This window comes from Actinomadura sp. HBU206391 (assembly GCF_014323665.1).
Lineage (GTDB): Bacteria > Actinomycetota > Actinomycetes > Streptosporangiales > Streptosporangiaceae > Actinomadura_C.
In genome coordinates this window covers 130,184-153,851 of sequence record NZ_JABVEB010000003.1, presented here as the reverse complement: position 1 = coordinate 153,851, position 23,668 = coordinate 130,184, and the positions used below count along the sequence as shown (strand labels likewise).

The 23,668-nt window shown below is 69.4% G+C and carries 20 protein-coding genes; 13 read left to right on the top strand and 7 right to left on the bottom strand.

Going from position 1 to position 23,668, the window contains the following annotated elements; translation table 11 throughout:
* Both HKK72_RS03540 and HKK72_RS03535 read right to left on the bottom strand, forming a co-directional pair.
* Positions 1 to 1,555 (bottom strand): hypothetical protein (locus HKK72_RS03540; RefSeq protein ID WP_315987055.1); only part of this gene is annotated, 1,555 nt, incomplete at its 3' end.
* Between the two features lie 215 nt (positions 1,556 to 1,770).
* Positions 1,771 to 2,016 carry a zf-TFIIB domain-containing protein gene (locus HKK72_RS03535; protein ID WP_187232749.1) on the bottom strand — a complete coding sequence of 82 codons (246 nt, stop codon included), beginning with the start codon at positions 2,014 to 2,016 and terminating at the stop codon, positions 1,771 to 1,773.
* Between the two features lie 639 nt (positions 2,017 to 2,655).
* On the opposite strand from HKK72_RS03535, the gene groES reads away from it, so the two are divergent.
* The 4 genes from groES to HKK72_RS03515 all read left to right on the top strand — a co-directional run bounded on the left by groES (position 2,656) and on the right by HKK72_RS03515 (position 6,497).
* Entirely contained in the window at positions 2,656 to 2,970 is a 315-nt protein-coding gene (groES, locus tag HKK72_RS03530) for a co-chaperone GroES (protein ID WP_187232768.1), read from the top strand.
* Between the two features lie 109 nt (positions 2,971 to 3,079).
* Positions 3,080 to 4,702 carry a chaperonin GroEL gene (gene groL / locus HKK72_RS03525; protein WP_187232748.1) on the top strand — a complete coding sequence of 541 codons (1,623 nt, stop codon included), beginning with the start codon at positions 3,080 to 3,082 and terminating at the stop codon, positions 4,700 to 4,702.
* 272 nt (positions 4,703 to 4,974) lie between these two features.
* Positions 4,975 to 5,622, top strand: a complete 648-nt coding sequence (locus tag HKK72_RS03520) for a sigma-70 family RNA polymerase sigma factor (RefSeq protein WP_187232767.1) — start codon at positions 4,975 to 4,977, stop codon at positions 5,620 to 5,622.
* Positions 5,619 to 6,497, top strand: a complete 879-nt coding sequence (locus HKK72_RS03515; RefSeq protein WP_187232747.1) for a hypothetical protein — start codon at positions 5,619 to 5,621, stop codon at positions 6,495 to 6,497. Before HKK72_RS03520 ends, HKK72_RS03515 begins: the two co-directional genes overlap by 4 nt.
* 4 nt (positions 6,498 to 6,501) lie before the next feature.
* Here the strand turns inward: HKK72_RS03515 and HKK72_RS03510 are convergent, their stop codons facing one another.
* A complete protein-coding gene (locus HKK72_RS03510) occupies positions 6,502 to 6,888 on the bottom strand; it encodes a DUF5319 domain-containing protein (protein ID WP_187232746.1) in 387 nt (128 codons plus the stop codon).
* A gap of 214 nt (positions 6,889 to 7,102) precedes the next feature.
* Here HKK72_RS03510 and guaB point away from each other — a divergent pair, with 214 nt between their 5' ends.
* The 3 genes from guaB to glpD all read left to right on the top strand — a co-directional run bounded on the left by guaB (position 7,103) and on the right by glpD (position 11,565).
* The gene (gene guaB / locus HKK72_RS03505; RefSeq protein WP_187232745.1) at positions 7,103 to 8,599 is read left to right on the top strand and encodes an IMP dehydrogenase; all 1,497 of its coding nucleotides are present in this window, start codon (positions 7,103 to 7,105) and stop codon (positions 8,597 to 8,599) included.
* Positions 8,600 to 8,610: 11 nt separating this feature from the next.
* Positions 8,611 to 9,723 (top strand): GuaB3 family IMP dehydrogenase-related protein, encoded by a 1,113-nt coding sequence (locus HKK72_RS03500; protein ID WP_187232744.1) that lies wholly within the window; start codon positions 8,611 to 8,613, stop codon positions 9,721 to 9,723.
* A 102-nt stretch (positions 9,724 to 9,825) separates the two neighbouring features.
* Positions 9,826 to 11,565: a glycerol-3-phosphate dehydrogenase gene (gene glpD, locus HKK72_RS03495; protein WP_261986498.1), complete on the top strand. Its 1,740-nt coding sequence runs from the start codon at positions 9,826 to 9,828 to the stop codon at positions 11,563 to 11,565.
* Between the two features lie 53 nt (positions 11,566 to 11,618).
* On the opposite strand, the gene HKK72_RS03490 is transcribed toward glpD, so the two are convergent.
* On the bottom strand, positions 11,619 to 11,984 hold the full coding sequence (locus HKK72_RS03490) for a hypothetical protein (RefSeq protein WP_187232743.1): 366 nt from the start codon (positions 11,982 to 11,984) through the stop codon (positions 11,619 to 11,621).
* Positions 11,985 to 12,168: 184 nt separating this feature from the next.
* Here HKK72_RS03490 and HKK72_RS03485 point away from each other — a divergent pair, with 184 nt between their 5' ends.
* The 4 genes from HKK72_RS03485 (at position 12,169) to HKK72_RS03470 (ending at position 16,606) form a co-directional block, all read left to right on the top strand.
* Positions 12,169 to 12,969: an alpha/beta fold hydrolase gene (locus HKK72_RS03485; RefSeq protein WP_187232742.1), complete on the top strand. Its 801-nt coding sequence runs from the start codon at positions 12,169 to 12,171 to the stop codon at positions 12,967 to 12,969.
* A gap of 102 nt (positions 12,970 to 13,071) precedes the next feature.
* The gene (locus tag HKK72_RS03480) at positions 13,072 to 14,040 is read left to right on the top strand and encodes a MerR family transcriptional regulator (protein ID WP_187232741.1); all 969 of its coding nucleotides are present in this window, start codon (positions 13,072 to 13,074) and stop codon (positions 14,038 to 14,040) included.
* A gap of 275 nt (positions 14,041 to 14,315) precedes the next feature.
* Positions 14,316 to 16,079: a hypothetical protein gene (locus tag HKK72_RS03475; RefSeq protein ID WP_187232740.1), complete on the top strand. Its 1,764-nt coding sequence runs from the start codon at positions 14,316 to 14,318 to the stop codon at positions 16,077 to 16,079.
* A gap of 26 nt (positions 16,080 to 16,105) precedes the next feature.
* Positions 16,106 to 16,606 carry a hypothetical protein gene (locus HKK72_RS03470; protein WP_187232739.1) on the top strand — a complete coding sequence of 167 codons (501 nt, stop codon included), beginning with the start codon at positions 16,106 to 16,108 and terminating at the stop codon, positions 16,604 to 16,606.
* On the opposite strand, the gene HKK72_RS03465 is transcribed toward HKK72_RS03470, so the two are convergent.
* Positions 16,593 to 18,374: a GMC oxidoreductase gene (locus HKK72_RS03465; RefSeq protein ID WP_187232738.1), complete on the bottom strand. Its 1,782-nt coding sequence runs from the start codon at positions 18,372 to 18,374 to the stop codon at positions 16,593 to 16,595. The two genes, HKK72_RS03470 and HKK72_RS03465, sit on opposite strands and share 14 nt — an antisense overlap.
* Positions 18,375 to 18,384: 10 nt before the next feature.
* Positions 18,385 to 19,950 (bottom strand): succinic semialdehyde dehydrogenase, encoded by a 1,566-nt coding sequence (locus tag HKK72_RS03460; protein WP_187232737.1) that lies wholly within the window; start codon positions 19,948 to 19,950, stop codon positions 18,385 to 18,387.
* Between the two features lie 253 nt (positions 19,951 to 20,203).
* Between HKK72_RS03460 and HKK72_RS03455 the strand changes: the two genes are divergently transcribed.
* The gene (locus HKK72_RS03455) at positions 20,204 to 20,908 is read left to right on the top strand and encodes a TetR/AcrR family transcriptional regulator (RefSeq protein ID WP_187232736.1); all 705 of its coding nucleotides are present in this window, start codon (positions 20,204 to 20,206) and stop codon (positions 20,906 to 20,908) included.
* A 17-nt stretch (positions 20,909 to 20,925) separates the two neighbouring features.
* Here the strand turns inward: HKK72_RS03455 and HKK72_RS03450 are convergent, their stop codons facing one another.
* Positions 20,926 to 21,876, bottom strand: a complete 951-nt coding sequence (locus tag HKK72_RS03450; RefSeq protein WP_222720273.1) for a zinc metalloprotease — start codon at positions 21,874 to 21,876, stop codon at positions 20,926 to 20,928.
* 215 nt (positions 21,877 to 22,091) lie between these two features.
* Here HKK72_RS03450 and guaA point away from each other — a divergent pair, with 215 nt between their 5' ends.
* Entirely contained in the window at positions 22,092 to 23,654 is a 1,563-nt protein-coding gene (guaA, locus tag HKK72_RS03445) for a glutamine-hydrolyzing GMP synthase (RefSeq protein ID WP_187232734.1), read from the top strand.
* Positions 23,655 to 23,668: the final 14 nt, after the last annotated feature.

Here is a 23,668-nt window from a genome sequence, read left to right as displayed (position 1 = left end):
GCAGCGCCTCGGCGAGTGCGAGCATGGTCTCCTCCAACGTGGTCAGCCGCTTGAGCACATCCTCGTGGACGGCCGTCATGCGCTTGCTGACGTCCTCGTGCACCGAGTCGACCTTTCTGCCGACCTGGTCCTGCACACCGTCGAGCCGTCTGCCGACCTCGTCCTGCACCGACTCGCTCCGCTTGGCGAATTCTTCGTGGACGCCTTCGACCCGCTTGGTGACGTCCTCGTGAATTCCGTCGACCTGCTTGGTGACGTTCTCGTGGATCCCGTAGATACGTTTGGTGACGTCGTCGTGGATGCCGCCCACCTGCTTGGCGATCTCGTTGTGCACGGACTCGACCTGCTTGGTGACGTCGGTGTGCACCGACTCGACCCGCCGAGACACGATGTCGACCTGTGTGGTGAACTCCTCGAGCGCCGTGTCGACCTTCCTGGTCACCTCGTCGTGGATGCCCTCGACCCGCTTGCGCGCGTCCTCGTGCACGCTCTCGAAGCGGCGGGAGAACTCGTCCAGGCGCCTGGTGACGTCGCCGTAGGCGGACTCCGCGATCTTGGACATCATGTCCTTGACCTCGTCCCGATCGGGACGGGCCCGCAGCTCGTCGATGAGCGGGTCGACGGCCTCGGTGAGCCGCTTCTCCAGCGCGTCGAAGCGGTCGCCGTGGTCGGTGTAGGGCCGCTTGACCAGCTCGGTGAGCTTGCGGTGCAGCTCGCCGATCTCGAGTGCGGCGGGGAGCTGGCCGATGCGCTGGCTGACCGAGTCGACCCGGCCCGTGACGCCTTCCAGCTTGCCGTCCAGCCCGTCGAACCGGCCCGACAACCCCTCTAGCCGGCCGTCGATCCCGTCCAGGCTGCCGTCGACTCCGTCGAGCCGGCCGCTCACGCCCTCGACCCGGCCGCTGACGGCGTCCAGACCCTGCTCGATCCGTTCGCCCATCTCGCTCAGCGACTGGTCGACCCTGGTGCCGACCCCGGTGATGGAGTGCTCGAGCTTCTCCGTCCGATGCCCCAGTTCGGCCAGGGACTTGTCCAGGCGGTTGAAGCGGACGGATGCCGCCTCCATGCTGCCCTGCAGCTTGTCCAGCCGCTTGCCCATGTCCTCCATGTGCTGCGTCGCCTGCTGCGTGGCGTCGACGAGGTGCTGCGCGGAGTCGATGACGGACTGCAGCCGGGACAGCCCTTCGTCGACGTTCTCTGCGACGACCCCGACGTCGGCCCACAGGGCGGGCAGCTCGGCCACGGGTTTGACCCGCTCCCCGACGGCCTCGATGTGCTCGGCGAGACCCTCCGCCCACTCCGGCGGCTTGGCGGAGAGCTCGTCGACCTGACCCCGTACGCTGTCCAGCTGGCCGGTCAGACCGCTGAGCTCGCGCTCCCGGACCTCGCGGAGCAGCCACTCCATGCCTTCAAGCCGCTGGCGTATCTCGTCCAGCACCTGACCCTGTGAGCGCTGTTCGTACACGTTGTCCTGCGCCGCACGGGCGAGCAACTCCCGCATCCGGTCAGAGACCGGCTGACCCCCCGTCTGCAGGAAGTTGTGATTCGTTTCCACCCGACGCTCCTTCGTGTGCCGACCGCGAAAAATGCGGCGGCATTGAATCGTGAAAAGCTCACTGTAGTGCGTGAACAGAGTGCGCATAAGCGGGAGGGGAAAACGCGGTAAGTTCCGCGCGGAATAGGAACGTTATCCCAGTGGCGCGATATGCCGGTCGCTGTCCAGGTGGAGGGTAATTTGTCAGTTCCCCCTCAGTGCTCAGGGGCTCCGGTTCAGCCACGTCGGTGCCGACCTTCGTAGGTCTGCCTGTGGTAGCCGTTGAACGCCGGTCCTCCCGGCGCGGCGGGCGCCGCGTGCACTGCGTGCCCGGCACCGCCGACGTCGATGAGGCGGGCGAGTCCGGCCTCGGTGAGGAACACGCCCCTGCAGGTGGCGCACTGCTCGACCATGATGCCGCTCTGCTGGAAGCTCGCCATTCCAGCGTGGCACTTGGGGCAGTGCAAGGCCACCTCCGCCATCGTTGATCCCCATTCATCTGCACGTCTTGGACACCTATCCGTCTCGCGCGCCTCGGATGCGACGTTGCCGCCGTTCGGTGATCCTAGTGAGAGTGCCGCCGGTAAAGGCGCAGGATTTGCTCGGTCATGGTGCGTTGCCCGTCATGACTTGGCGTTTGTCGGGCCACCGAGATCATTGTCGAACAATCGACCGCGCCATATACAATAAGATCTTGCGGCACGGGATCCTCTTTATATGTGCCGAGCCCAAATGATCAATGGTTCCCACCTCCCGCCGTAGAGCCGAGACCGTGGACATGGGCGCCGCGAGCGGGCGCGCGGTGGCTGGACTGAGGAGCGCAGGGAGCTTGCGACCGGAGCGACGAGGGAAGCCGCCGCGTCAAGGCGCCCGCTCGCCGGCGAGCGGAGCGAGCCCATGAACGGAGCGAGGCCAGGAAACACGGCGGCCATAGGCACCATGTTGACGAGGTCCGGAGCACGGCATACTGTTCGTGATTGGCACTCTCATCATGAGAGTGCCAACACAGCGACCAGGCCGGGCTGGCACCCGCGACGACAGGCCGGACCAGGGTCGCCTCTTTACAAACGTGCGGCTGGTCCATCCGGCCAGCCGAGGATCGCAATCGAAGGGGAGGTCAGATCGTGACGACCGCCACCAAGGTTGTTCTCAAGCCGCTCGAGGACCGCATCGTGGTCCAGCCGCTTGAGGCCGAGCAGACCACCGCGTCGGGCCTGGTCATTCCAGACACGGCCAAGGAGAAGCCCCAGGAGGGGACTGTCCTTGCCGTAGGCCCGGGCCGGTGGGACGACGAGGGCAAGAAGCGGATTCCGCTCGATGTCGCCGTGGGCGACATCGTGCTCTACAGCAAGTACGGCGGGACCGAGGTGAAGTACAACAACGAGGAGTACCTCGTTCTCTCGGCTCGCGACGTACTCGCGGTCATCGAGAAGTAATCACGCCTGACGTGATGCATCCGCCCCGGTCATCCCTTGAGGGGTGGCCGGGGCGGACGTGTTGTGAGCGGACGCGCGGTAGTGCGTCCGGTAGATCGAGAGGACTTTCATGACGAAGATCCTGGAGTTCGAAGAGGACGCGCGCCGCGCTCTGGAGCGCGGCGTCAACGCCCTTGCGGACGCCGTGAAGGTGACGATCGGCCCGCGTGGCCGCAACGTCGTCATCGACAAGAAGTTCGGCGCGCCCACCATCACCAACGACGGTGTGACGATCGCCCGCGAGGTCGAGCTCGAGGACCCGTACGAGAACCTGGGTGCTCAGCTGGCCAAGGAGGTCGCCACCAAGACCAACGACATCGCGGGCGACGGCACCACCACGGCCACCGTGCTGGCGCAGGCGCTCGTGCGCGAGGGTCTGCGCAACGTCGCCGCCGGCGCGTCGCCGCTCTCGCTCAAGCGCGGCATCGACGCGGCCGCGTCGTATGTCTCCGACCAGCTGCTGAAGGTCGCGCGCGATGTCGAGGAGAAGGGCGAGATCGCGCATGTCGCGACCATCTCGGCCCAGGACGGCCAGATCGGCGAGCTGATCGCCGAGGCGTTCGAGAAGGTCGGCAAGGACGGTGTCATCACCGTCGAGGAGGCCCACACCATGGGCCTGGAGCTGGAGTTCACCGAGGGCCTCCAGTTCGACAAGGGTTACCTGTCCCCGCACATGGTGACCGACGCCGAGCGCATGGAGGCGGTCCTCGAGGACTCCTACGTGCTGATCGTCGAAGGCAAGATCTCCAACGTCACGGAGTTCCTCCCGCTGGCCGAGAAGGTCGCCCAGAGCAAGAAGCCGCTGCTCATCGTGGCCGAGGACGTCGAGGGCGAGGCGCTGGCCCTGCTGGTCGCCAACAAGATCCGCGGCACCTTCCTCAGCGTCGCGGTCAAGGCCCCCGGCTTCGGCGACCGCCGCAAGGCGATGCTCGGCGACATGGCGGCCCTCACCGGCGGCCAGGTCGTCAGCGAGTCGATCGGCCTCAAGCTCGACAGCGTCGGCCTCGACGTGCTGGGCAGCGCCCGGCGGATCACCGTCACCAAGGACACGACCACCATCGTGGACGGCGCCGGTGACTCGGCCGACATCGCCGGCCGCATCGCGCAGATCAAGGTCGAGATCGAGCACAGCGACTCCGACTGGGACCGCGAGAAGCTCCAGGAGCGGCTGGCCAAGCTATCCGGCGGCGTGTGCGTGCTGCGCGTCGGCGCCGCGACCGAGGTGGAGCTCAAGGAGAAGAAGCACCGCCTCGAGGACGCCATCTCGGCGACCCGCGCGGCCATCGAAGAGGGCATCGTCGCCGGCGGCGGCAGCGCTCTGGTGCATGTCGCCAAGGAGGGCTTCGACGCGCTCGGGCTGTCCGGCGACGAGTCCACCGGTGCCGAGGCGCTCCGCCGCGCGCTGGGCGAGCCGGCCCGCTGGATCGCCGAGAACGCCGGCCAGGAGGGCTACGTCGTCGTCGCCAAGGTCCGCGACCTGCCGACCGGGCACGGCTACAACGCCGCCACCGGCGAGTACGGCGACCTGGTCGCCCAGGGCGTCATCGACCCGGTGAAGGTCACCCGCTCCGCGGTGACCAACGCCGCCTCGATCGCCGGCATGCTCCTCACCACCGAGGTGCTCGTGGTGGAGAAGCCCGCCGATGACGAGCCGGCCGCAGGCGGTGGCCACGGCCATGGCCACGGTCACTGATCGGACACCGGTTCAATACTGATCCGCCACTGATCAATCACTGATCGGATAGTGATCGTCCAGTTGACCGGACACTGTGAGGCCCCCGCCGTCGCGGGGGCCTCGCTGTTTGACCGCCGTTCCGCCGTAGGACCTCGTGTCCGGAGACGAACGAAGTGCCGCACATTCTGCGATGAGTCGACTACGAAAAGTGATTTTCCGGCGTTAGGTGGAGCACTGTGACCATTCCGTTGTAAGGAACAGTGGCGACACGCCCGAAATCGCTGTGCATCATGCTCTACGTGACCGAGGGAGCGATCGCTGGGCCCGCGACACCGCGCGCTGTCGAGAGAGCGCGAGCGGTGCGCACGGCGAGATCCGACGAAAGCGACCTGAAGGAATTGACGACCCTCGCCGTACAGGGGGATCCGGGCGCGATCGAGGTCTTGATCGGTGAGGTCCGCCCGATGATCGTCCGGTACTGCCGTGCCCGGCTCGGCCGGGTGTCCGGGCACTACCACATCGCCGATGACGTGGCCCAGGAGGTCTGCATCGCGGTGCTGTCCGCGCTGCCCCGCTATCGGGACATGGGGCGCCCGTTCGCGTCGTTCGTGTTCGGCATCGCGTCGCACAAGATCGCCGATGCGCTGCGCAGCGCCATCCGGGCGGCGGTGCCCACCGAGGACCTGCCCGACGGGCCGGACGAACGGCCGGGCCCGGAAGAGACCGTGGTGCGCTACACCGAGGCCGAGCGGGCCAAGAACCTGCTGTACCGCCTGCCCGATCACCAGCGCGAACTCGTGATGCTCAGGGTCGTGGCCGGACTGTCGGCCGAGGAGACCGGTAACGTTCTCGGCATGTCGGCAGGCGCGGTCCGCGTGGCGCAGCACAGGGCTCTCACCCGGCTCCGGGCGATGGCGAGCGAGGAGTCGATCCCTTGACCGGGAGGCGCGACGGCAGGCCGGTCAACGTTCCGCAGAGCGGTCTCGCGGCCCCGCTGACCATCAGCGCGATCTGCCGTACCGACGCCGTCGTCGACGCCCTTTCGGAACGCAGGTTCGCCGTCGCGCCCGGCCCACGTACGGCGGGGCCCGCGGACGGCGACGATCCGGCCGTCCGGCTGCTCCAGTCGCTCATCGTCGACGTCGACCAGGGGGCGCCAGAGGTGTCCGCCGAGCGCTCACCGGAACCGTCGGCCGCTCCTGCGCCCGCACCGGCGCCGCAAGGGCGACCGCGCCGGCGCGGAGCGCGCACCTTCATGGCACTCGGCATCTCCACCGCGGTGCTCGGCACGACGGGTGTGGCCGCCGCGAGCGGTGAACTGGGCAAGACCTTCGAGAGGTCGATCGGCGTGCACCAGCCGTCCGCCCAGCCGCACGCGGGCTCCCGGGCGCAGGTCAGGGGTACGGGCCGGTCCGTGGTGGAGGGCCCGGTGGGCCCTATGGTCCCGGCGCCGACCGCGTCCGGCACCTGGCGACCCGGGACCGACGGCGCTTCCAGGGGTGCGGCGGGCGACCAGGAGACCGACCGGCCGCGCCCGCGCCCCGGCGCCGCCCCGGATCGCGACCAGGACCAGGAGCGCGAGCAGGACACGGTGCGGGACGCCCCGACCCTCGATGAGCCGACTCGTGATCAAGAACCGGGCCGGACGCCTCGGGCCGTCACGCCGACGGGCCCGGACGGGCCGGTCACACCCCGCAAGGACGAACAGGGCGGGCAGGACGGGCAGGACGAACCCGGAGCCACCGACCCGTGCCCAGCCGAGCGGCGATCGGCGAAGACGCGCGGGCCGATGGGGTCGCCCGGGCCCTGCTGAGCGGCTAGGAGCCGCGGCCCTCCTCGCTGTCGATCACACCGTCGACATAGCCGCGTGCGTAGTCCCAGCTGACATAGTCGACCGGATCCGGGGACAGCGCCGGCTCGTGCACCCGGGGCAGCCCCTGGTCGAGCAGGTGGCGGAGATTGCCGTGCAGCAGCTCCCAGTCGATGTAGTGGGTCTTGCCGCAGTCGTCGCAGTCGACGGTGAGCCCGCGTACGCCCAGGGGTTCGAGCAGCGCCCGGAAGACCTCGAGATCGGCGAGATCCGCCAGCACGTCCTCGCGCTCCGCCACGCTCAGTGGAGTGATCTCGTCACCGGGGTCACCGAGGCCGGCCGCAGGATCATCAGGGTCACCGGCGAACGGATCGGGCGGGGCTTCGTCGTGCACACCCCCACGCTACTGCGCTCGGCCCGGCGCAGGGCAACACCGACCGGCCTCGGTCACCCTCGGAGCAGCCGTGCTCGACGGCGCCCTCGGCCGGTGCCGGACGCCGCAGGCCCAGTGGTCGGGGCGTCACACCGGGGCGGTGCCGGACCGCCTACGATGAATGAGAGCGCCGTGACCTGGCCGGACGCCTGCCATCAGCCGAGGAAGGTTGCAAATGAACCCCGCCGCAGATCCCGCGAAGTTCGCCCCGCCGGGCCTGACCTTTGACGATGTGCTGTTGCTGCCCGCCTACTCCGACCTGGAGCCCGGTGACGCCGACACCTCGACCCGCCTCACGCGTGGCCTATCGCTCCGCATCCCCCTCGTGTCGTCGGCCATGGACACGGTGACGGAGGCCCGGATGGCCATCGCGATGGCCCGTCAGGGGGGCGTCGGGGTCCTGCACCGCAACCTCGCCATCGACGACCAGGTGCAGCAGGCCGACATGGTCAAGCGCTCCGAGGCCGGCATGATCACCAATCCGGTGACCTGTTCGCCGTTCGCCACCCTCGCCGACGTCGAGGACCTGTGCCGCCGCTATCGCATCTCCGGCGTGCCCGTCGTGGACGAACACGGGATCCTCCTCGGCATCGTCACCAACCGCGACACCCGGTTCGAGACCGACCAGGCCCGGCCGGTACAAGAGGTCATGACCGCGATGCCGCTGGTCACCGCGCCGGTCGATGTGACCCGTGACGAGGCGTTCCGGCTGCTGGCCAACAACAAGATCGAAAAACTGCCCCTGATCGACGCCCAGGGCCGGCTGCGCGGGCTGATCACCGTCAAGGACTTCACCAAGAGCGAGCAGTACCCCGACTCCACGAAGGACGCGGACGGCCGGCTGGTCGTCGGTGCCGCGGTAGGCGTGGGCGAGGACGCCGTCAGGCGGGCGCAGGCCCTCATCGAGACCGGTGTGGACGTCATCGTCGTCGACACCGCGCACGGCCACTCCAAGGGGGTCGCCGACACGATCGGCAAGATCAAGGCCAACTCGCGCGTAGAGGTCGTCGGCGGCAACGTCGCGACGTACGCCGGCGCCAAGGCACTGATCGACGCGGGCGCGGACGCGATCAAGGTGGGTGTCGGACCGGGCTCCATCTGCACGACCCGTGTCGTGTCCGGCGTCGGCGTGCCCCAGGTCACCGCGATCTACGAGGCCGCCAGGGCGGGCCGCGCGGCCGGCGTCCCGGTGATCGGCGACGGCGGGCTGCAGTACTCCGGCGACATCGCCAAGGCCATCGCGGCCGGCGCGGACACGGTGATGCTCGGCAGCCTGCTCGCCGGTGTGGAGGAGAGCCCCGGTGAACTGATCTTCGTACACGGCAAGCAGTACAAGTCGTACCGGGGCATGGGCTCGCTCGGCGCCATGCGCAACCGCGAGCGCGGCCAGTCCTACTCCAAGGACCGTTACTCCCAGGCCGACGTGGACGCCGAGGAGAAGCTCATTCCCGAGGGCATCGAGGGCCAGGTGCCCTACCGGGGTCCGCTGTCCAACGTCGCCCATCAGCTCGTCGGGGGCCTCCGGCAGGCGATGTGGTACGCCGGGACCCGTACGATCGCGGAGTTGCAGCAGAGCGGCACGCTCATGCAGATCACGATGGCCGGGCTGAAGGAGAGCCATCCGCACGACGTACAGATGGTCATCGAAGCCCCCAATTATCAGGGTAGATAGGAACCGGCAGAGTGGCTGAGGTTGAGATCGGGCGGGGTAAGAGCGGGCGGCGGGCGTATGCCTTCGATGAGATCGGCATCGTGCCGTCGCGTCGTACGCGCGACCCCGAGGAGGTCAGCGTCGCGTGGCAGATCGACGCCTATCGCTTCGAGATGCCGCTGGTGGTCGCGCCGATGGACAGCGTGGTCAGCCCGGCCACGGCGATCGCCGTGGGCAAACTGGGCGGGCTCGCCGTGCTCGACCTGGAGGGACTCTGGACGCGCTATGAGAACCCCGAGTCGCTGCTCGCCGAGATCGCCTCGCTCGACGAGGTGCGGGCGACCCGGCGGCTGCAGGAGGTCTACGGCGAGCCGATCAAGGAAGAGCTGATCGGCCGCAGGATTCAGGAGGTCCGCGACGCCGGCGTGACGGTCGCCGCGCGGCTGTCGCCGCAGCGCACCGCTCAGTACCACAAGACCGTCATCGACGCGGGCGTGGACCTCTTCGTGATCCGCGGCACGACGGTGAGCGCCGAGCACGTTTCGGGCCGGGCCGAGCCGCTCAACCTCAAGCAGTTCATCTACGACCTAGACGTGCCGGTCATCGTGGGCGGCTGCGCCACCTACACCGCCGCGCTGCATCTCATGCGCACCGGAGCGGCGGGCGTGCTCGTCGGCTTCGGCGGCGGTTCGGGGCACACCACCCGTACGGTCCTCGGCGTCGCGGTGCCGATGGCGTCGGCGGTCGCCGACGTGGCGGCGGCCCGCCGGGACTACCTCGACGAGTCCGGTGGCCGCTACGTCCACGTCATCGCCGACGGCGGGATGACCAACAGCGGCGACATCGCCAAGGCGTTCGCCTGCGGTTCCGACGCCGTCATGGTCGGCTCGCCGTTCGCCCGTTCCACCGAGGCACCCGGCCGGGGTTATCACTGGGGCAGTGAGGCGCATCACGGCGAGGTGCCGCGTGGCGCCAGGGTGAACCTCGGCAGCATCGGCAGCATGGAGCAGATCCTCTACGGGCCCTCGCACGTCGCCGACGGTTCGATGAACCTCATCGGCGCGCTGCGCCGGGCGATGGCCACCGCCGGCTACTCCGATCTGAAGGAGTTCCAGCGGGTTCAGGTCGTGGTCGCGCCACATTAAGGGGTTTCTGTCAGCGTCATCCCGGGGTGCGGTGGGAGTCTCGTGAATCCACGTCCTACCGTTGGGTAGGTACGCACGGTGCCACAGTCGGAGGGAAACACGATGACATCTGGGGGATCGGCCGTCATGGGACCGGGCGGCTCGCGTCTCGGTCCCGCCGAGCGTGAGGTCGCGTTGGAGCGGATGGCGGCCGAGGAGTTCGACGTCGTCGTGGTGGGCGGCGGGGTCGTGGGAGCGGGCGTCGCGCTCGATGCCGCGACCCGTGGCCTGTCGGTCGCGGTGGTCGAGGCGCGCGACTTCGCCTCGGGCACCTCGTCGCGCTCCTCCAAGCTCATCCACGGTGGACTGCGCTATCTGGAGCAGTACAACTTCGATCTGGTCCGCGAGGCGCTGACCGAGCGCGGCCTGCTCCTCCAGCGGATCGCACCGCACCTGGTGCGCCCGGTGCCGTTCCTGTTCCCGCTGACCCACCGGATGTGGGAACGGGGCTATGTCGGCGCCGGGATCGCGCTCTATGACGCGCTGTCGTTCTCCATGGGCAGCACCCGGGGCGTACCGCGGCATCGCCATCTGCTGCGCAGGCAGGCGCTGCGGCTGGCTCCGTCGCTCCGCAAGGACTCCTTCGTCGGGGCCGTGCAGTACTGGGACGCGCAGATGGACGACGCGCGCTATGTGATGACCCTGCTGCGGACGGCCGCCGCCTACGGCGCGCAGATCGCCTCCCGCACCCAGTGCACCGGCTTCCTCCGCGAGGGCGAGCGGGTCACCGGCGTACAGATCCGTGACCTCGAGTCGGGCACGGATTCGAAGGTCAGGGGCAAGCAGGTCGTCAACGCGACCGGGATCTGGACCGACGACATCCAGGAACTGGTCGGAGGCCGCGGGCAGATCCACGTCAAGGCGTCCAAGGGCATTCACCTGGTCGTTCCCCGCGACCGTATCCACTCCTCGACCGGAATCATCCTGCGCACCGAGAAGTCGGTGCTGTTCGTGATCCCATGGGGCCGGCACTGGATCGTCGGGACCACCGACACCGAGTGGGACCTGGACAAGGCGCATCCCGCAGCGTCCAAGGTGGACATCGACTACGTTCTCGAACACGTCAACGCCGTCCTGAACACGCCGCTGACCCACGACGACGTCGAAGGCGTCTACGCGGGCCTTCGGCCGCTGCTGTCCGGCGAGTCGGAGGAGACCTCCAGGCTGTCCCGCGAGCACGTGGTCGCGCACCCCGTGCCGGGGCTGGTCATCATCGCCGGCGGCAAGTTCACGACCTACCGGGTGATGGCGAAGGACGCCGTCGACGCGGTGGCGCACGGACTCGACGGGCGGGTCGCCGAGTCGTGCACCGACCGCATCACGCTGGTCGGCGGTGAGGGCTACCAGGCGCTCTGGAACTTCAGGTACCGGCTGGCCCAGAAGTCCGGCGTGCACGTCGCCCGGATCGAGCACCTGCTCCACCGGTACGGCACCATGACCGAGGACCTGCTCGATCTCATCCGCGAACAGCCCGATCTCGGCAAGCCGCTCGCCGGGGCCGACGACTACCTGCGCGCAGAGATCGTCTATGCGGCGACGCACGAGGGCGCGCGGCACCTCAACGACGTCCTCGCGCGGCGTACCCGCATCTCCATCGAGACGTGGGACCGCGGCGTCGGGGTGGCCGAGGAGGCGGCGGAGCTGCTCGCGCCGGTGCTCGGCTGGACCAAGGACCAGAAGGACCGCGAGATCGAGTACTACCACAAGCGGGTCGAGGCCGAACGCGACTCGCAGGCGCAGGACGGCGACCAAGAGGCCGACGCCCGCCGCCGCGGCGCCCCGGACATCGTCCCGACCCCCTGAGTCCGCTGTCCCTGAGTCCGCTGTCTTGAGTCCGTGAGCCCTTCGGACGGGGGTCAGCCGACCGGGGCGGGAACGCGCTCTGACGGGGGCGCGGCGGTGGTCCTGGGCGGCAGCCAGGATCCGGCCGCCCGCCGCTGTGGCCGGACCGGCGGGGCGTCGGCCGGGCCGGGCGGTTCAACGCCGGCGGGCGCGGGCGGTTCAACGCCGGCCGGTACGGGCCGCCTGACGGCGACATCGGGGGCGGCGAGCAGATCGCCGAGTGCCGCCGGGGTCTCCGCCTCGATCAGCCGGTCGGCGGCCAAGGCCCACCAGTGCCCGGTGTACGGGCCGAACCATATGGGTGTCGTCGGAAACCGGGCCATCACCTGTCGCGGCTCCGCCGGGTCGACGGTGGATGGCGCGGGCGTGGGCGTGCTCATCGTCCCCCTCCGGTCGCTGTGTTCGGTGAGCCGCGCCGCGCAGGGGCGGCGCGACCCGTTTCTCTGACTCGGTCGGCGTTCCCCGCGTTCCCCGTCCGACACATCCGGCGGGCGAACCGGCTTGAGTCTCAAGTGACCTGAGACCTCATAGTGGCACTGTCGTCCACGCTACCGAGGAGTTCCGTTGAACGCGCCCTCCCTTCCCTCATCCCGGTCCGACCGCCTGGTCAGGTCGGCCGGCATCGACCTCGCCGTTCGCGACTACGGCGGCGACGGGGCCGACGTCCTCCTGCTGCACGGCGGCGGGAGGAGTTCCGAGGACTGGCGGCTGGTCGCGCCGCTGCTGACCGAGGCCGGGCTGCGCGTGGTCGCCGTCGATCTGCGCGGGTACGGACGGTCCGGACCGGGGCTGTGGTCCTGGCCCGCCGCGGTCGACGACGTGGCCGCGGTCGTCTCCCAGCTGGAGCTCGACCGGCCGGCCCTGGTCGGCCATTCGCTGGGCGGCCTGCTGGCGGCGGTCTGGGCGACTCACCACGAGGAGTGTCCGCTCGCGGTCAACCTGGACGGGCACACCAACCCCACCGGTCCGTTCGCCGGGCTCGACGAGCAGGAGGAGCGCGCGGCGCGTTCGACCATGCAGGGCTTCCTGGACACGTCACTGGCAGAGGCGGGGGACCCGGCGCTGAGCCGGCTCGTCGCCGAACTGGGCGCGCTCGACCTGTTCGCCGCCTACCGGGCCACGCGCTGCCCGCTGGTGGTGGTCTCGTCGAGCGGCGCCGATATCCAGGAGCTGCTCCCACCGGAGGTCGCCAGGGCGTTCGGCGCCTACCTGCGCGGGTTCGCCCGCGAGCTGGCGGAGGCCGCCGCCGCGACACCGCTGTTGTCCCTGATCGACCTGCCCAGCGGTCACGACCTGCATCTCGAAGCGCCCGGTGAGGTGGCCGATATAGTGCTGGCCCGGCTGACCGGCGGGACAGAACGGTGATCAATGGTCGACCGAACCGCCTTCAGTGTCGGTGAACGAACCACCGCCGACCGACCCGGTGGTGCGTTCGCCGACACCGAGTGACGTCGGCCGGGGGGATGGATGAGCCCGGACGGTACATATGACGATGCCGCGCTCTTCACGATCGGGCAGGCGGCCAGGCTCACCGGGCTGCCGGTCGCGACGATCCGGTACTACTCGGACGCCGGACTGGTGGCTCCGGCGGCCCGGACCCCTGGCGGTTACCGCCTCTATGACCGGGACGGCCTCGGCCGGCTGGAACTGGTCCGCACCTGCAGAGAACTCGGCATCGATCTCAGCACGGTCGCGCGGGTGCTCACCGGGGCGCGGACCCTCACCGAGGTCACGCACGCCGAGGCGGAGGCCCTGGAGACACAGATTCGCACGCTGCGGCTGCGGCAGGCGGTGCTGCGCCACGTCGCGGCGCGTGGGGCCGACTCAGGCGAGATGGCGCTCGCCCACCGGCTCGCCCGCCTCTCGGCGACGGACCGGCGGCGGATGGTCGCCGATCTCATCGACGAGGCGACCCGAGGGCTGGAGATGGACCCCGAGTTCGCCGCGCACCTGCGCCTGAACCTGCCGGATCTGCCGGATGACCCGACCGTCGCCCAGCTCGAAGCCTGGATCGAACTGGCCGACCTCATCGGCGAGCCGGGCTTTCGCACCGGCGTGCGGCGGGCGTTCGCACGGCACGCCGACGATCGCGCGTCCGGCGCCGACAGGGGCGATCCCGAGAAATGGCGGCGGGCCGAACGCGCCGCCGTCGAACTCGCCGGCGAGGCGCTCGCCGCCGGGGTGCCACCGGACTCGGCGCGGGCACGGCCGGTCGTGGCAGCGCTCGTCGCCGTCTTCGCCGACTCGCACGGCCGCGAGAACGACGACGCCTTCCGCACCTGGCTGCTCGAGCGCATCCGCCTCGGCGCCGACCCGCAGGTGGAGCGCTATCAGGCTCTGCTCGCCACCGTAGGCGGACGCGCGGCCAAGACGGACGTGCTGCCGGCCGCCCGGTGGTTCCTCACCGCACTCGAGGCCGCGATGAAGCACGGCTGACCGGCTTACCGGCCGGCGAGGAGCCGGGGATCGAGAGCGTGTTCGTGCCCATGCCGACGCGGCGGATCGATGCGTATTCATTAGGTCTTTATTAGGCCCCTTGGGTCCTTTGGCCCATCCCTTGGGCCCCAGGGCCCATTGAACGGTTCGACGGCCCCGTAGGTCCACTATGGCCCTCGTTAGGTCCTCGGACCCTTTTTGTTCGGTTAACTTCCACTTAACGTATGTGAAATACACGCGTAAGGGGGCCTCATATGCGACGCCGGGGGAAGCTCATGCGGCGTGACGCAGGTGAGGGGCCGGTCAGTTACCTTCTTGTTCTGCTGATCATCGCGCTCATCATCGGCCTGCTCGCCGCAGCGGGTAATGCGGGCATCGGCGGCACCGTCACCGACAATATCGAGGCGGCGATCTGCCGTGTCTACAGCGGAGAGAGCTGCAAGCCCAAGCCGCCACCGCCGAAGGTCGACCCTTACGAGCCCAAGCAGGACTGCTGGACCGACATCACCGACCGGACCGGTGAACTCGCGGTGACGGTCGACATCAGGTACTTCGCGGTGCGAGGTGGACACCGCGTGACCATGACGACCCGCCGGGTTCTGGAGCCCGACGGGAAGGTGCGATACGACGTCATCGTTTCGCCCAACGTCGAGTTGGGCGTCGCGACCCCCGTGTTTCCCGGCAATGTCGATCCACTGGTCTGGGCCGTGCTGCAGGGGACCGCTGGCCGGATCTACAGCTTCCCGGCGTCGCAATTCGGTGGGGACGAGAACAAGACCAAGGACGCGGCGCTGAAGTTCGCGGACAAGCTCTGGATCGACCAGGCCCAGAACGACGCGCTGGCGGTCGCGCAGGCCGCGCCCCTCGTCGGCCCCATGTTGCAGATCCCAGGTGCGAAGAACCTGCTGAAGGGCGGCGGCAACTGGTTCGTCGAGAAGACGTCACCGCTCACGAAGCACCTGCCCTTCATCGGCGACAACATCGAGCGCGCGACGCAGGCACCCGACCGGGACGTGAACGACCCTGATCAGTCGTTCTACGAGGGCGGCCCCTCCGTCGGATTCAACCTGGACGTCGCCGTCGTACCCGGCAAACTGAGCCTCTGGGCGGCCGGGCGAGGGTTCTTGAACGTCGGAAACCGTATCAACCACAAAAACGAGAAGTATCACAACAACTACTATCTGAAACTCAACGGTGAGGGTGACGCGGCGTTCAACCTGAGTTTGGATGCGTTTCTTCCGAAGCGGAAGAATCCGGGAGGTCCGGACGACAAGGGTGGTGGCGACCGGAAGAACGTCGGTGGCACGGACAAGGAACAGATCGGTACTTTCGAGGACTGGGTCAACCGCGTCGAGAAGATCCTGTCCGAGAAAACCGGCCAACCTGTCACCCTTCCCACTTCGACCAAGAGCAAGCTGCAAGCCATCTGGCCGATGGTGGGACTCGATATCAAGGGCAAAGCGGCCCGGATGCAGATCCTCTCAACCGACACGAAGGGCCGCCCCACGCAATTGCGGACCATCACGGAATGGCAGTGGATCTTCTCGTGGCGAGCTCTCGCCGGCGTCGACGAGCTCCTCACCGGTAAGCATCGCAAGGGGGGAATTCCCGGCCAGCCGGACCACAACATCGGAGTGGGATTCGTGCAGGGCACGATCGCCGGCCGCAAGTACCTCACCCAGAGCATTCTTGATCTGGACGGTCCCGAGCACGCCGAGAACCTGAGCAGGACCGCCGACTACTTCCAGGAAATGGCGGCGAGCGCCCTGCTGCAGGGCAACGTCGCGGGAGCGCTGGACTTCACCAACCTGACGCCGGAGGCGAAGGCCTTCAACGACTACATCTCAAAGAACGGTCAGACCTACCGGCAGATCTATGACAGCGATGCCACGACCTTCGTCGGGTTCGGCAAGACCATTCGCGGCTCGAAGTTCGTGCGCATTCTGCCGGTGTTCGAGCCCGAGACGAACAAGCTCATCGGTGCAGAGTACCTGAACCCACAGGAGGGCTGGAAGCCTTGGACGCACTGCACGCGATGACACCTCGCCATAAAGGGATGAGCCAGATGCCATCACGTACCGACCGCAACCCCTATGTGCCGGTCGCCCGGCGGTGGCGCGCGGTCACGAGCACCGCCGCGCTCGCGGCGTGCGTCCTGCTCGCCGGCATGGTGCTGAGCGCGATGGCGGTCACCGTGGTCGCGAAGATCGGCCCCGGCTTCGCCCGGTCGACGGCGGGCGACGTCACGATCGTCGTGATGACCCTGACGATGAACAGCGCCGCGGCGCTGTTCGCCGCGTGGAACGCCGCCCGGCGGCTCAAGCCCCGCGTCGCCCGCACCGGGCGTGAACTGTTGCTCATGGCGGGCGCCGGGCCCATGGCTCTGATCGCGCTCATCAGCGCGCTGGCACTGGCCACGTCGGGCCTGCCCTGGTGGCGGCCTCTCGTGGACCTCCTCCTCGTGGCGGCCTGCTGCGCGATCGGTACCGTGCTGCGTGCCGGCGGCGCGGACCGGCGCCTGGCCGGGCGCCTGGCCCGCCTGGCCCGGGCGCTCAGACGGGTTTGATCGGCCGGACAGGTGTGATCGGCCCGACAGGTGTGATCGGCAGGTGCAGGGCGGCCGGCGCCGTCGTGGGGACCACCGGGTGGGCGGGCGGCACCGGCGCGAGCCGCCGGTAGTCGGAGCCGAGCGGCGGGCGCGGATCGGCCTCGCCGCGGTTGGGCCACAGCGACATCGCCCGTTCGGCCTGCGCCGTGATGGTGAGCGACGGGTTCACTCCGAGGTTCGCCGACACCGTCGAGCCGTCCACGATGTGCAGGCCGTCATGTCCGTAGACCCGGTGGTAGGGGTCGATGACCCCGTCCTCCGCCGATGCCCCGATCGCGCAGCCGCCGATGAAGTGGGCGGTCATCGGGATGTCGAACAGGTCCAGCCACGTGCCGCCGGCGATCCCGCCGGTCTCCTCGGCGAGCAACCGGGTCGCCTCGTGCGCCTCCGGGATCCAGACCGGGTTGGGCTCGCCGTGGCCGCGGCCGGCCCGCATGCTCCAGCCGAACAGACCTCGGCGCGGTCTGGTCGTGATCGAGTTGTCCCGCACCTGCATGACCAGCGCGATGACCGTACGCTCCGACCAGCCCCGGACGTTGACCAGCCGGGCCAGGTCCCAGGGGTGGGTCACCGCGTGACCGAGGAATCTGGCCCAGCGGGGCACCGGCCTGCCGCCGCCGGGGGCGGGCCCGTCGATCAACAGCGACCGGAGCAGCCCCATGGCGTTCGACCCGCGGCCGTACCGCACCGGTTCGACATGGGTGTCCTCGGTGGGGTGGAACGACGAGGTGATCGCCAGCCCGCGCGAGTGGTCGTCGCCCCGCCGGCCCCGTCGCTCCGCCCCGAGCAGGGCCTCGGAGTTGGTCCGGGTCAGCACGCCGAGCCGGTCCGACAGGTGCGGCAGCCGGCCCTGGGCCTTCATCGTGTGCAGCAGCTTCTGCGTGCCGTACGTGCCGGCGGCGAACACGACCTGCTCGGCGGTCAGCGTCCGGCGGTGGCGTCGCGGCGACGCCGTACGGGCCACCCGCACCTCGTAGCCGCCCGTCTCCAGCGGCCGCACCGAGGTGACGCGGGTCAGCGGAAGCACCTCGGCGCCGGCCTTCTCGGCGAGGTAGAGGTAGTTCTCGGTCAGCATGTTCTTGGCGCCGTGCCGGCAGCCGGTCATGCACGCGCCGCATTCCACGCAGCCGCGCCGCCGCGGGCCGGCCCCGCCGAAGTACGGGTCCGGCGTCTCCTCGCCCGGGCGCTCGCCGAAGTGCACGCCCACCTGGGTGCGATGGAAGGTCTCGCCCCGGCCCATCCGGTTCGCGACCCGCTGGATCGCCTCGTCGGCGGGGGTCATCGTCGGATTCCATACGACTCCGAGCATTCGCTTGGCCTGGTCGTAGTACGGGGCCAGCTCGGCGCGCCAGTCGGTGATGTGCTTCCACTGGGGATCGTCGAAGAACGGCTGCAGCGGCTCGTACAGCGTGTTGGCGTAGACCAGCGACCCGCCGCCGACGCCCGCGCCGGCCAGCACCATGACCCGGCTGCCCTTGTCACCGCGCACCAGGTGCAGCCGCTGGATGCCGGTCATGCCCAGCCCGGGCGCCCACACGTAGCGGAACATCCGCCAGGACGTCTTGGGCAGGTCCCGGTGGCGCTCGGCGGGGCCGCCGCCCGGGGTGTCGAACCGGCGGCCGGCCTCGAACACCCCGACCCGGTAGCCCTTCTCGGCCAGCCGCAGCGCGGAGACGCTTCCGCCGAAGCCGGATCCGATGATGAGCACGTCGTAGTCGGCCGTCACCGGGTTCTCCTCACCGCAGGCGGAAGCGCTTCGCGGCCTTGACCCAGCCGGCCACCAGCGCGGAGTAGCGCTCGAACGACATGCCGCCGGGCGGCTCGAGGCCCATGATGTGCTGGCTGGCGATCGTCTGCGGCTCGGTGTACTTCAGCATCCCCTCGGCGCCGTGCCTGCGGCCGATTCCGGACTGCTTCATCCCGCCCATCGGGGCGTCGTGCGAGCCGTACGCCGCACCGTAGCCCTCGTTGATGTTCACCGTGCCGGCCTCGATCCGGGCGGCGATCCGGCGGCCGCGGGCCATGTCACGGGTCCAGATCGACGCGTTCAGCCCGTACGACGTGTCGTTGGCGCACGCCACCGCCTCGTCGTCGCCGGTGAACGGATAGACGCTCACCACCGGGCCGAACGTCTCGCCGCCGCACAGTTCCATGTCGGCGGAGACGCCGGTGAGCACGGTGGGCTCGTAGAACAGCGGCCCGAGGTCGGGGCGGGCCTTGCCGCCGGTCAGGACGGTCGCGCCCTTCTCCCTGGCCTGCTCGACGTGCCGGGTGACCGTCTCGAGCTGGCGCTGGTGGGTCAGCGAGCCCATGTCGGCGTCGAAGGTGAGGTCGGCGCCGAGCTTCATCGTGCCGACCCGGTCGACGAACCTGCGGACGAACTCGTCGTGCACGTTCGCGTGGACGTAGAGCCGCTCGATGGAGATGCACAGCTGCCCGGCGTTGGTGAAGCACGCCCGGACCGCTCCGTCGGCGGCCTTGTCGAGGTCGGCGTCCTCGAGCACCAGCATCGGGTTCTTGCCGCCGAGCTCGAGCGAGCAGCCGATGAGCCGGCTCGCCGCCTTCTCGGCGATCGCTCTGCCGCCCCGGGTCGAGCCGGTGAAGGCCATGTAGTCGGCCCCGTCGATGATGGCGTCGCCGATCTCGGCGGGGTCGCCCACGACGACCTGCCAGAGGTCCTCGGGGAGGCCGAGTTCCTGGAGCAGGTCCACCGCCCACAGGGTGGACAGGCAGGTCTGGGTGTCGGGCTTGTGCACCACCGCGTTGCCAGCGATGAGCGCCGGCACGATGTCGGTGACGCCCAGGCTGAGCGGGTAGTTCCAGGGCGAGATCAGGCCGACGACGCCCTTCGGCCGGCGCAGCTCATAGGCCCGGGTGAGCCCGGGGGTGATCCCCTGGCGGCGGCGCGGCTTCAGCAGCTTCGACGCCCGCCGCGCGTAGTAGAGAGAGCACAGCGAGACGTCGAGCACCTCTTCGAAGGCGTGCTTGCGCGCCTTGCCGGTCTCGAGCTGGACGATGTCGAGAATCTCCGCACGCCGGTCGACGGCCGCGTCGACCAGCCGCAGGAACGGCTTGGCCCGCTCCCGCGGCGGGAGCGCCGCCCAGGCCGCCTGGGCCACGCGAGCCCGCTCGTAGGCGCGGTGGACATCGGAGGCGGCCGTCGTCTGGACTTCGGCCAGGGGCTCGCCGGTGAACGGTGCGGTGATCGTGGTCGTCCCGCCGGCGCTCGAGGCGATGCGGGACGTGAGCCGCGCGATCCGGTCGGTCGCCGGCGCTTGCTCTTGGACCCTCGGTGTTGCCATGGAGGGAGCGTACGGCGGTCAGTCATGATCCGCTACCCGTAAGTAACAACACGTGCGGCGACGTGCGGCTCACTCGGGGGGGCGATGCGCGGCTCGGCCGCCGGATGTTCGCCGCCCAGTCCGCGTGCGCGCCGGATCAGGCCCACTCCGCGTTCGGATCGTTCCACTGCTTGTCTTGTTGGGCAACCGGCGGAATGACCATGCATTACGGGTGTATTCCGGAATGCGGAGGAGTCACGGGGAGGGATATTCGATGATCGAGTCAGAACCGGACCCGCCCGGCGAGATCGACCCCACCGCGCCCCGCAGCCGGCCGGAGCGTGGTGGGGAGGAGCGCGGTGGAGGGGAACGTGGTGGGCCGGCGCGAGGTAGGCGGGAGCGAGGTAGGCGGGAGCGTCGGCGGAAGACGCGGGCCGCCCTGCTGGACGCCGCGGGGCGGATGTGGGCCGAGCGGGGGATCCATGGCGCCGCGCTGGACGATGTCGCCGCCGCGGCCGGACTGACCAAGGGCGCGGTCTATTCGAACTTCAGCGGCAAGACCGATCTGCTGCTGGCGCTCGTCGAGCGTCACCTCGACAACGACACCGATGGTGATGCCGACACCAGCACCGACACCGACGGCGACGGTGACACCGGCGGCGATGCCGGGCGCGATCACGCGGAGCGGCTCGGTACCGACGACGCCAGGTTGCTGGAACTCCTGACGGTGGAACTCTGGCTGTACGGCATGCGGGACGACGTGGTGGGCCGGCGCATCGCCGACGCCTACCACGAGCGCCGCACCCGCCTGGCCGAGGGGCTGGCCGAGGTCGGCGGGGCCTCCCCGGCCGATCGGGCGGCGCTCGCCATGGCGGTGGACCTCGGGCTGGCGTTCCAGCACCTGCTCGATCCGGACCGGGTGCCCGCCGTGCTCTACGCGTCCGGCCTGCGGCTGGTGCTCGGACCCGCCCTCCGCTGAGGGTCGGCGCGCCGGGATCAGGAGCGGTAGACGGCCCAGATCTTGCGCATACGGTCGCCCTGACCGGCCGAGAACTGGTTCATGCAGCTGTCGCGGGAGTAGTCCATGTAGTTGTGGATCGGGTCCGCGCCGACCGACGGGCAGGTGTCCCTGCCCGTCGGGGGGCAGCCGTCCGACGGCTCACGCTCGTCCGGCGTGTCCGCCACCGTGTCGCCCGGGCTCTGGCAGCCGTTCTGGAAGGTGTGGTAGAGACCGAGCCAGTGCCCGACCTCGTGCGTCGCGGTGTAGCCCTTGTCGAAGTTCACGCTCGCCCCGCCGGGCATGCTGGCGTAGTGCACCACGACCCCGTCCATGACCGGATTCGCGGCGTACTGCCAGGGAAAGGTCGCCCAGCCGAGAAGCTGGTCGCCGAGGTTGGCAGTGTAGAGATTGAGCGTGCCGTTGCCGCCCTGGCGCAGTTTGGTCTTGATCGCCTTCTCGTGCTCCTCGGGCTTGCCGTACCAGGACTGATCGTTGGTTCGGGTGACGCCCTTGAGGGAGAAGCCGAAACCGGTGTCGGCGCCGCCGACCTTTCCGGCGTAGGTGGCGTTGAGCACCGCTATCTGCTCGTTGATCTTCGTGTCCGGCAGATTCCCCTTCGGGCCGGCGTGCAGGATGTGCACGTAGACCGGGATCGCGTTGGTCGCCGCGTGGGCCCTCGTCTTGACCTGCTTGCGCGCCAGGAGGCTGCCGAAATGCCGCTCGACCTGCGCGACCTGTGCCGGTGTGAGTTCGGCGCGGTCGCGCGATCCGTGGGTGTCGCCCGAACCGCCGGGGGCGCGGGCGTCGTGCGCGTCGCTCCGCGGGCTCTGCCCGCACCGGTCCTCTCGGCCCGAGGCCGCCGGTGCGGTGCCGGTGACGGCGGTGGGCACGGCCGCCGGGACGGCCGAAAGGACACCTGCCACGGCGAGCAGACCTGCGCGTTTCAAATGAGACTCCAAAAGGAGTGGGGGCCTCCAGAGGTACCAGATCATTACACAGAGCGACCGGGTCGTCACGAATTTGGAAAGGGCGGCGCGATCCACGCGAGATTCATTCGGGGCTCGGCCCCGGGCGTGACGGCGACGTGGCGGGGGCTGGGACATAAGCGCAGGCAGAGCATCTAGACTGGACGATCGCCCCGTATCTTCGAAAGGCGTCCTCGTTGACCGAGCAGTCCTTTGACACCGTCCTTGTCGTCGACTTCGGTGCGCAGTACGCACAGTTGATCGCACGGCGGGTGCGAGAGTGCAGTGTGTTCAGCGAGATCGTGCCATCGACCATGCCGGTCGAGGAGATGCTCGCCAAGCGGCCGAAGGCGATCATCCTCTCCGGCGGCCCGTCCTCGGTCTACGAGCCCGGTGCCCCGGCCGCGCCCGCCGGATTGTTCACCACCGGGGTGGCCACCATGGGCATCTGCTACGGCTTCCAGGTCATGGCCCAGGCGCTCGGCGGCCTGGTGGAGAACTCCGATGTCGCCGAGTACGGAGGCACCGTCCTGCGGTTCTCCGGCGAGGGCGCGCTCCTGGCCGGGCTGCCCGCCGAGCAGTCGGTGTGGATGTCCCACCGGGACTCCTGCTCGGCCGCCCCCGACGGGTTCACCGTCACCGCCAGCACCGACGTGACGCCCGTCGCGGCGATGGAGGACCGCGACCGCGGGCTGTACGGCGTGCAGTTCCACCCCGAGGTGATGCACACCGACCACGGCATGGAGGTGCTGCGGCGGTTCCTCTACGAGGAGGCCGGCTGCCGGCCCAACTGGACCATGGTCAACATCGCCGAGGAGACGATCGACGCCGTACGGGTCCAGGTCGGCGACCGGCGAGTGATCTGCGCGCTCTCGGGCGGGGTCGACTCGGCGGTGGCCGGCGCGCTCGTCCAGCGCGCCGTCGGCGACCAGCTGACCTGCGTGTTCGTGGACCATGGGCTGCTGCGGAAGGGTGAGGCCGAGCAGGTCGAAAAGGACTTCGTCGCCGCCACCGGTGTCAACCTGCACGTCGTGGACGCCGCCGAGCGCTTCCTGTCCGCACTGGAGAACGTCACCGACCCCGAGGACAAGCGAAAGATCATCGGGCGGGAGTTCATCCGGGTGTTCGAGGCGGCGGCCCGCGAGATCGTGGGCGAGTCGGCCGAGCCCGTGGAGTTCCTCGTGCAGGGCACCCTCTATCCGGACGTCGTCGAGTCCGGCGGCGGCACCGGCGCGGCCAACATCAAGTCGCACCACAACGTCGGCGGGCTCCCCGACGACCTCCGTTTCCAGCTGGTCGAGCCACTGCGGACGCTGTTCAAGGACGAGGTGCGGGCGCTGGGCGAGCAGCTCGGCCTGCCGGCCGAGATCGTCTGGCGGCACCCGTTCCCGGGTCCGGGCCTGGCCATCCGCATCATCGGCGCGGTCAGCAGGGACCGGCTGGACATCCTGCGTGACGCCGACGCGATCGCCCGTGAGGAGCTGTCGAAGGCCGGACTCGACCGCGACGTCTGGCAGTTCCCGATCGTGCTGCTGGCCGATGTCCGGTCGGTGGGCGTCCAGGGTGACGGGCGCACGTACGGTCATCCGGTCGTGTTGCGTCCGGTCACCAGCGAGGACGCGATGACGGCGGACTGGGCGAGACTGCCCTATGAGGTCCTGCAGCGGATCTCCACCCGCATCACCAATGAGGTCCCTGACATCACCCGCGTCGTGGTGGACATCACCAGCAAGCCGCCCGGCACCATCGAATGGGAGTAGTTCCCCGGGCCGCA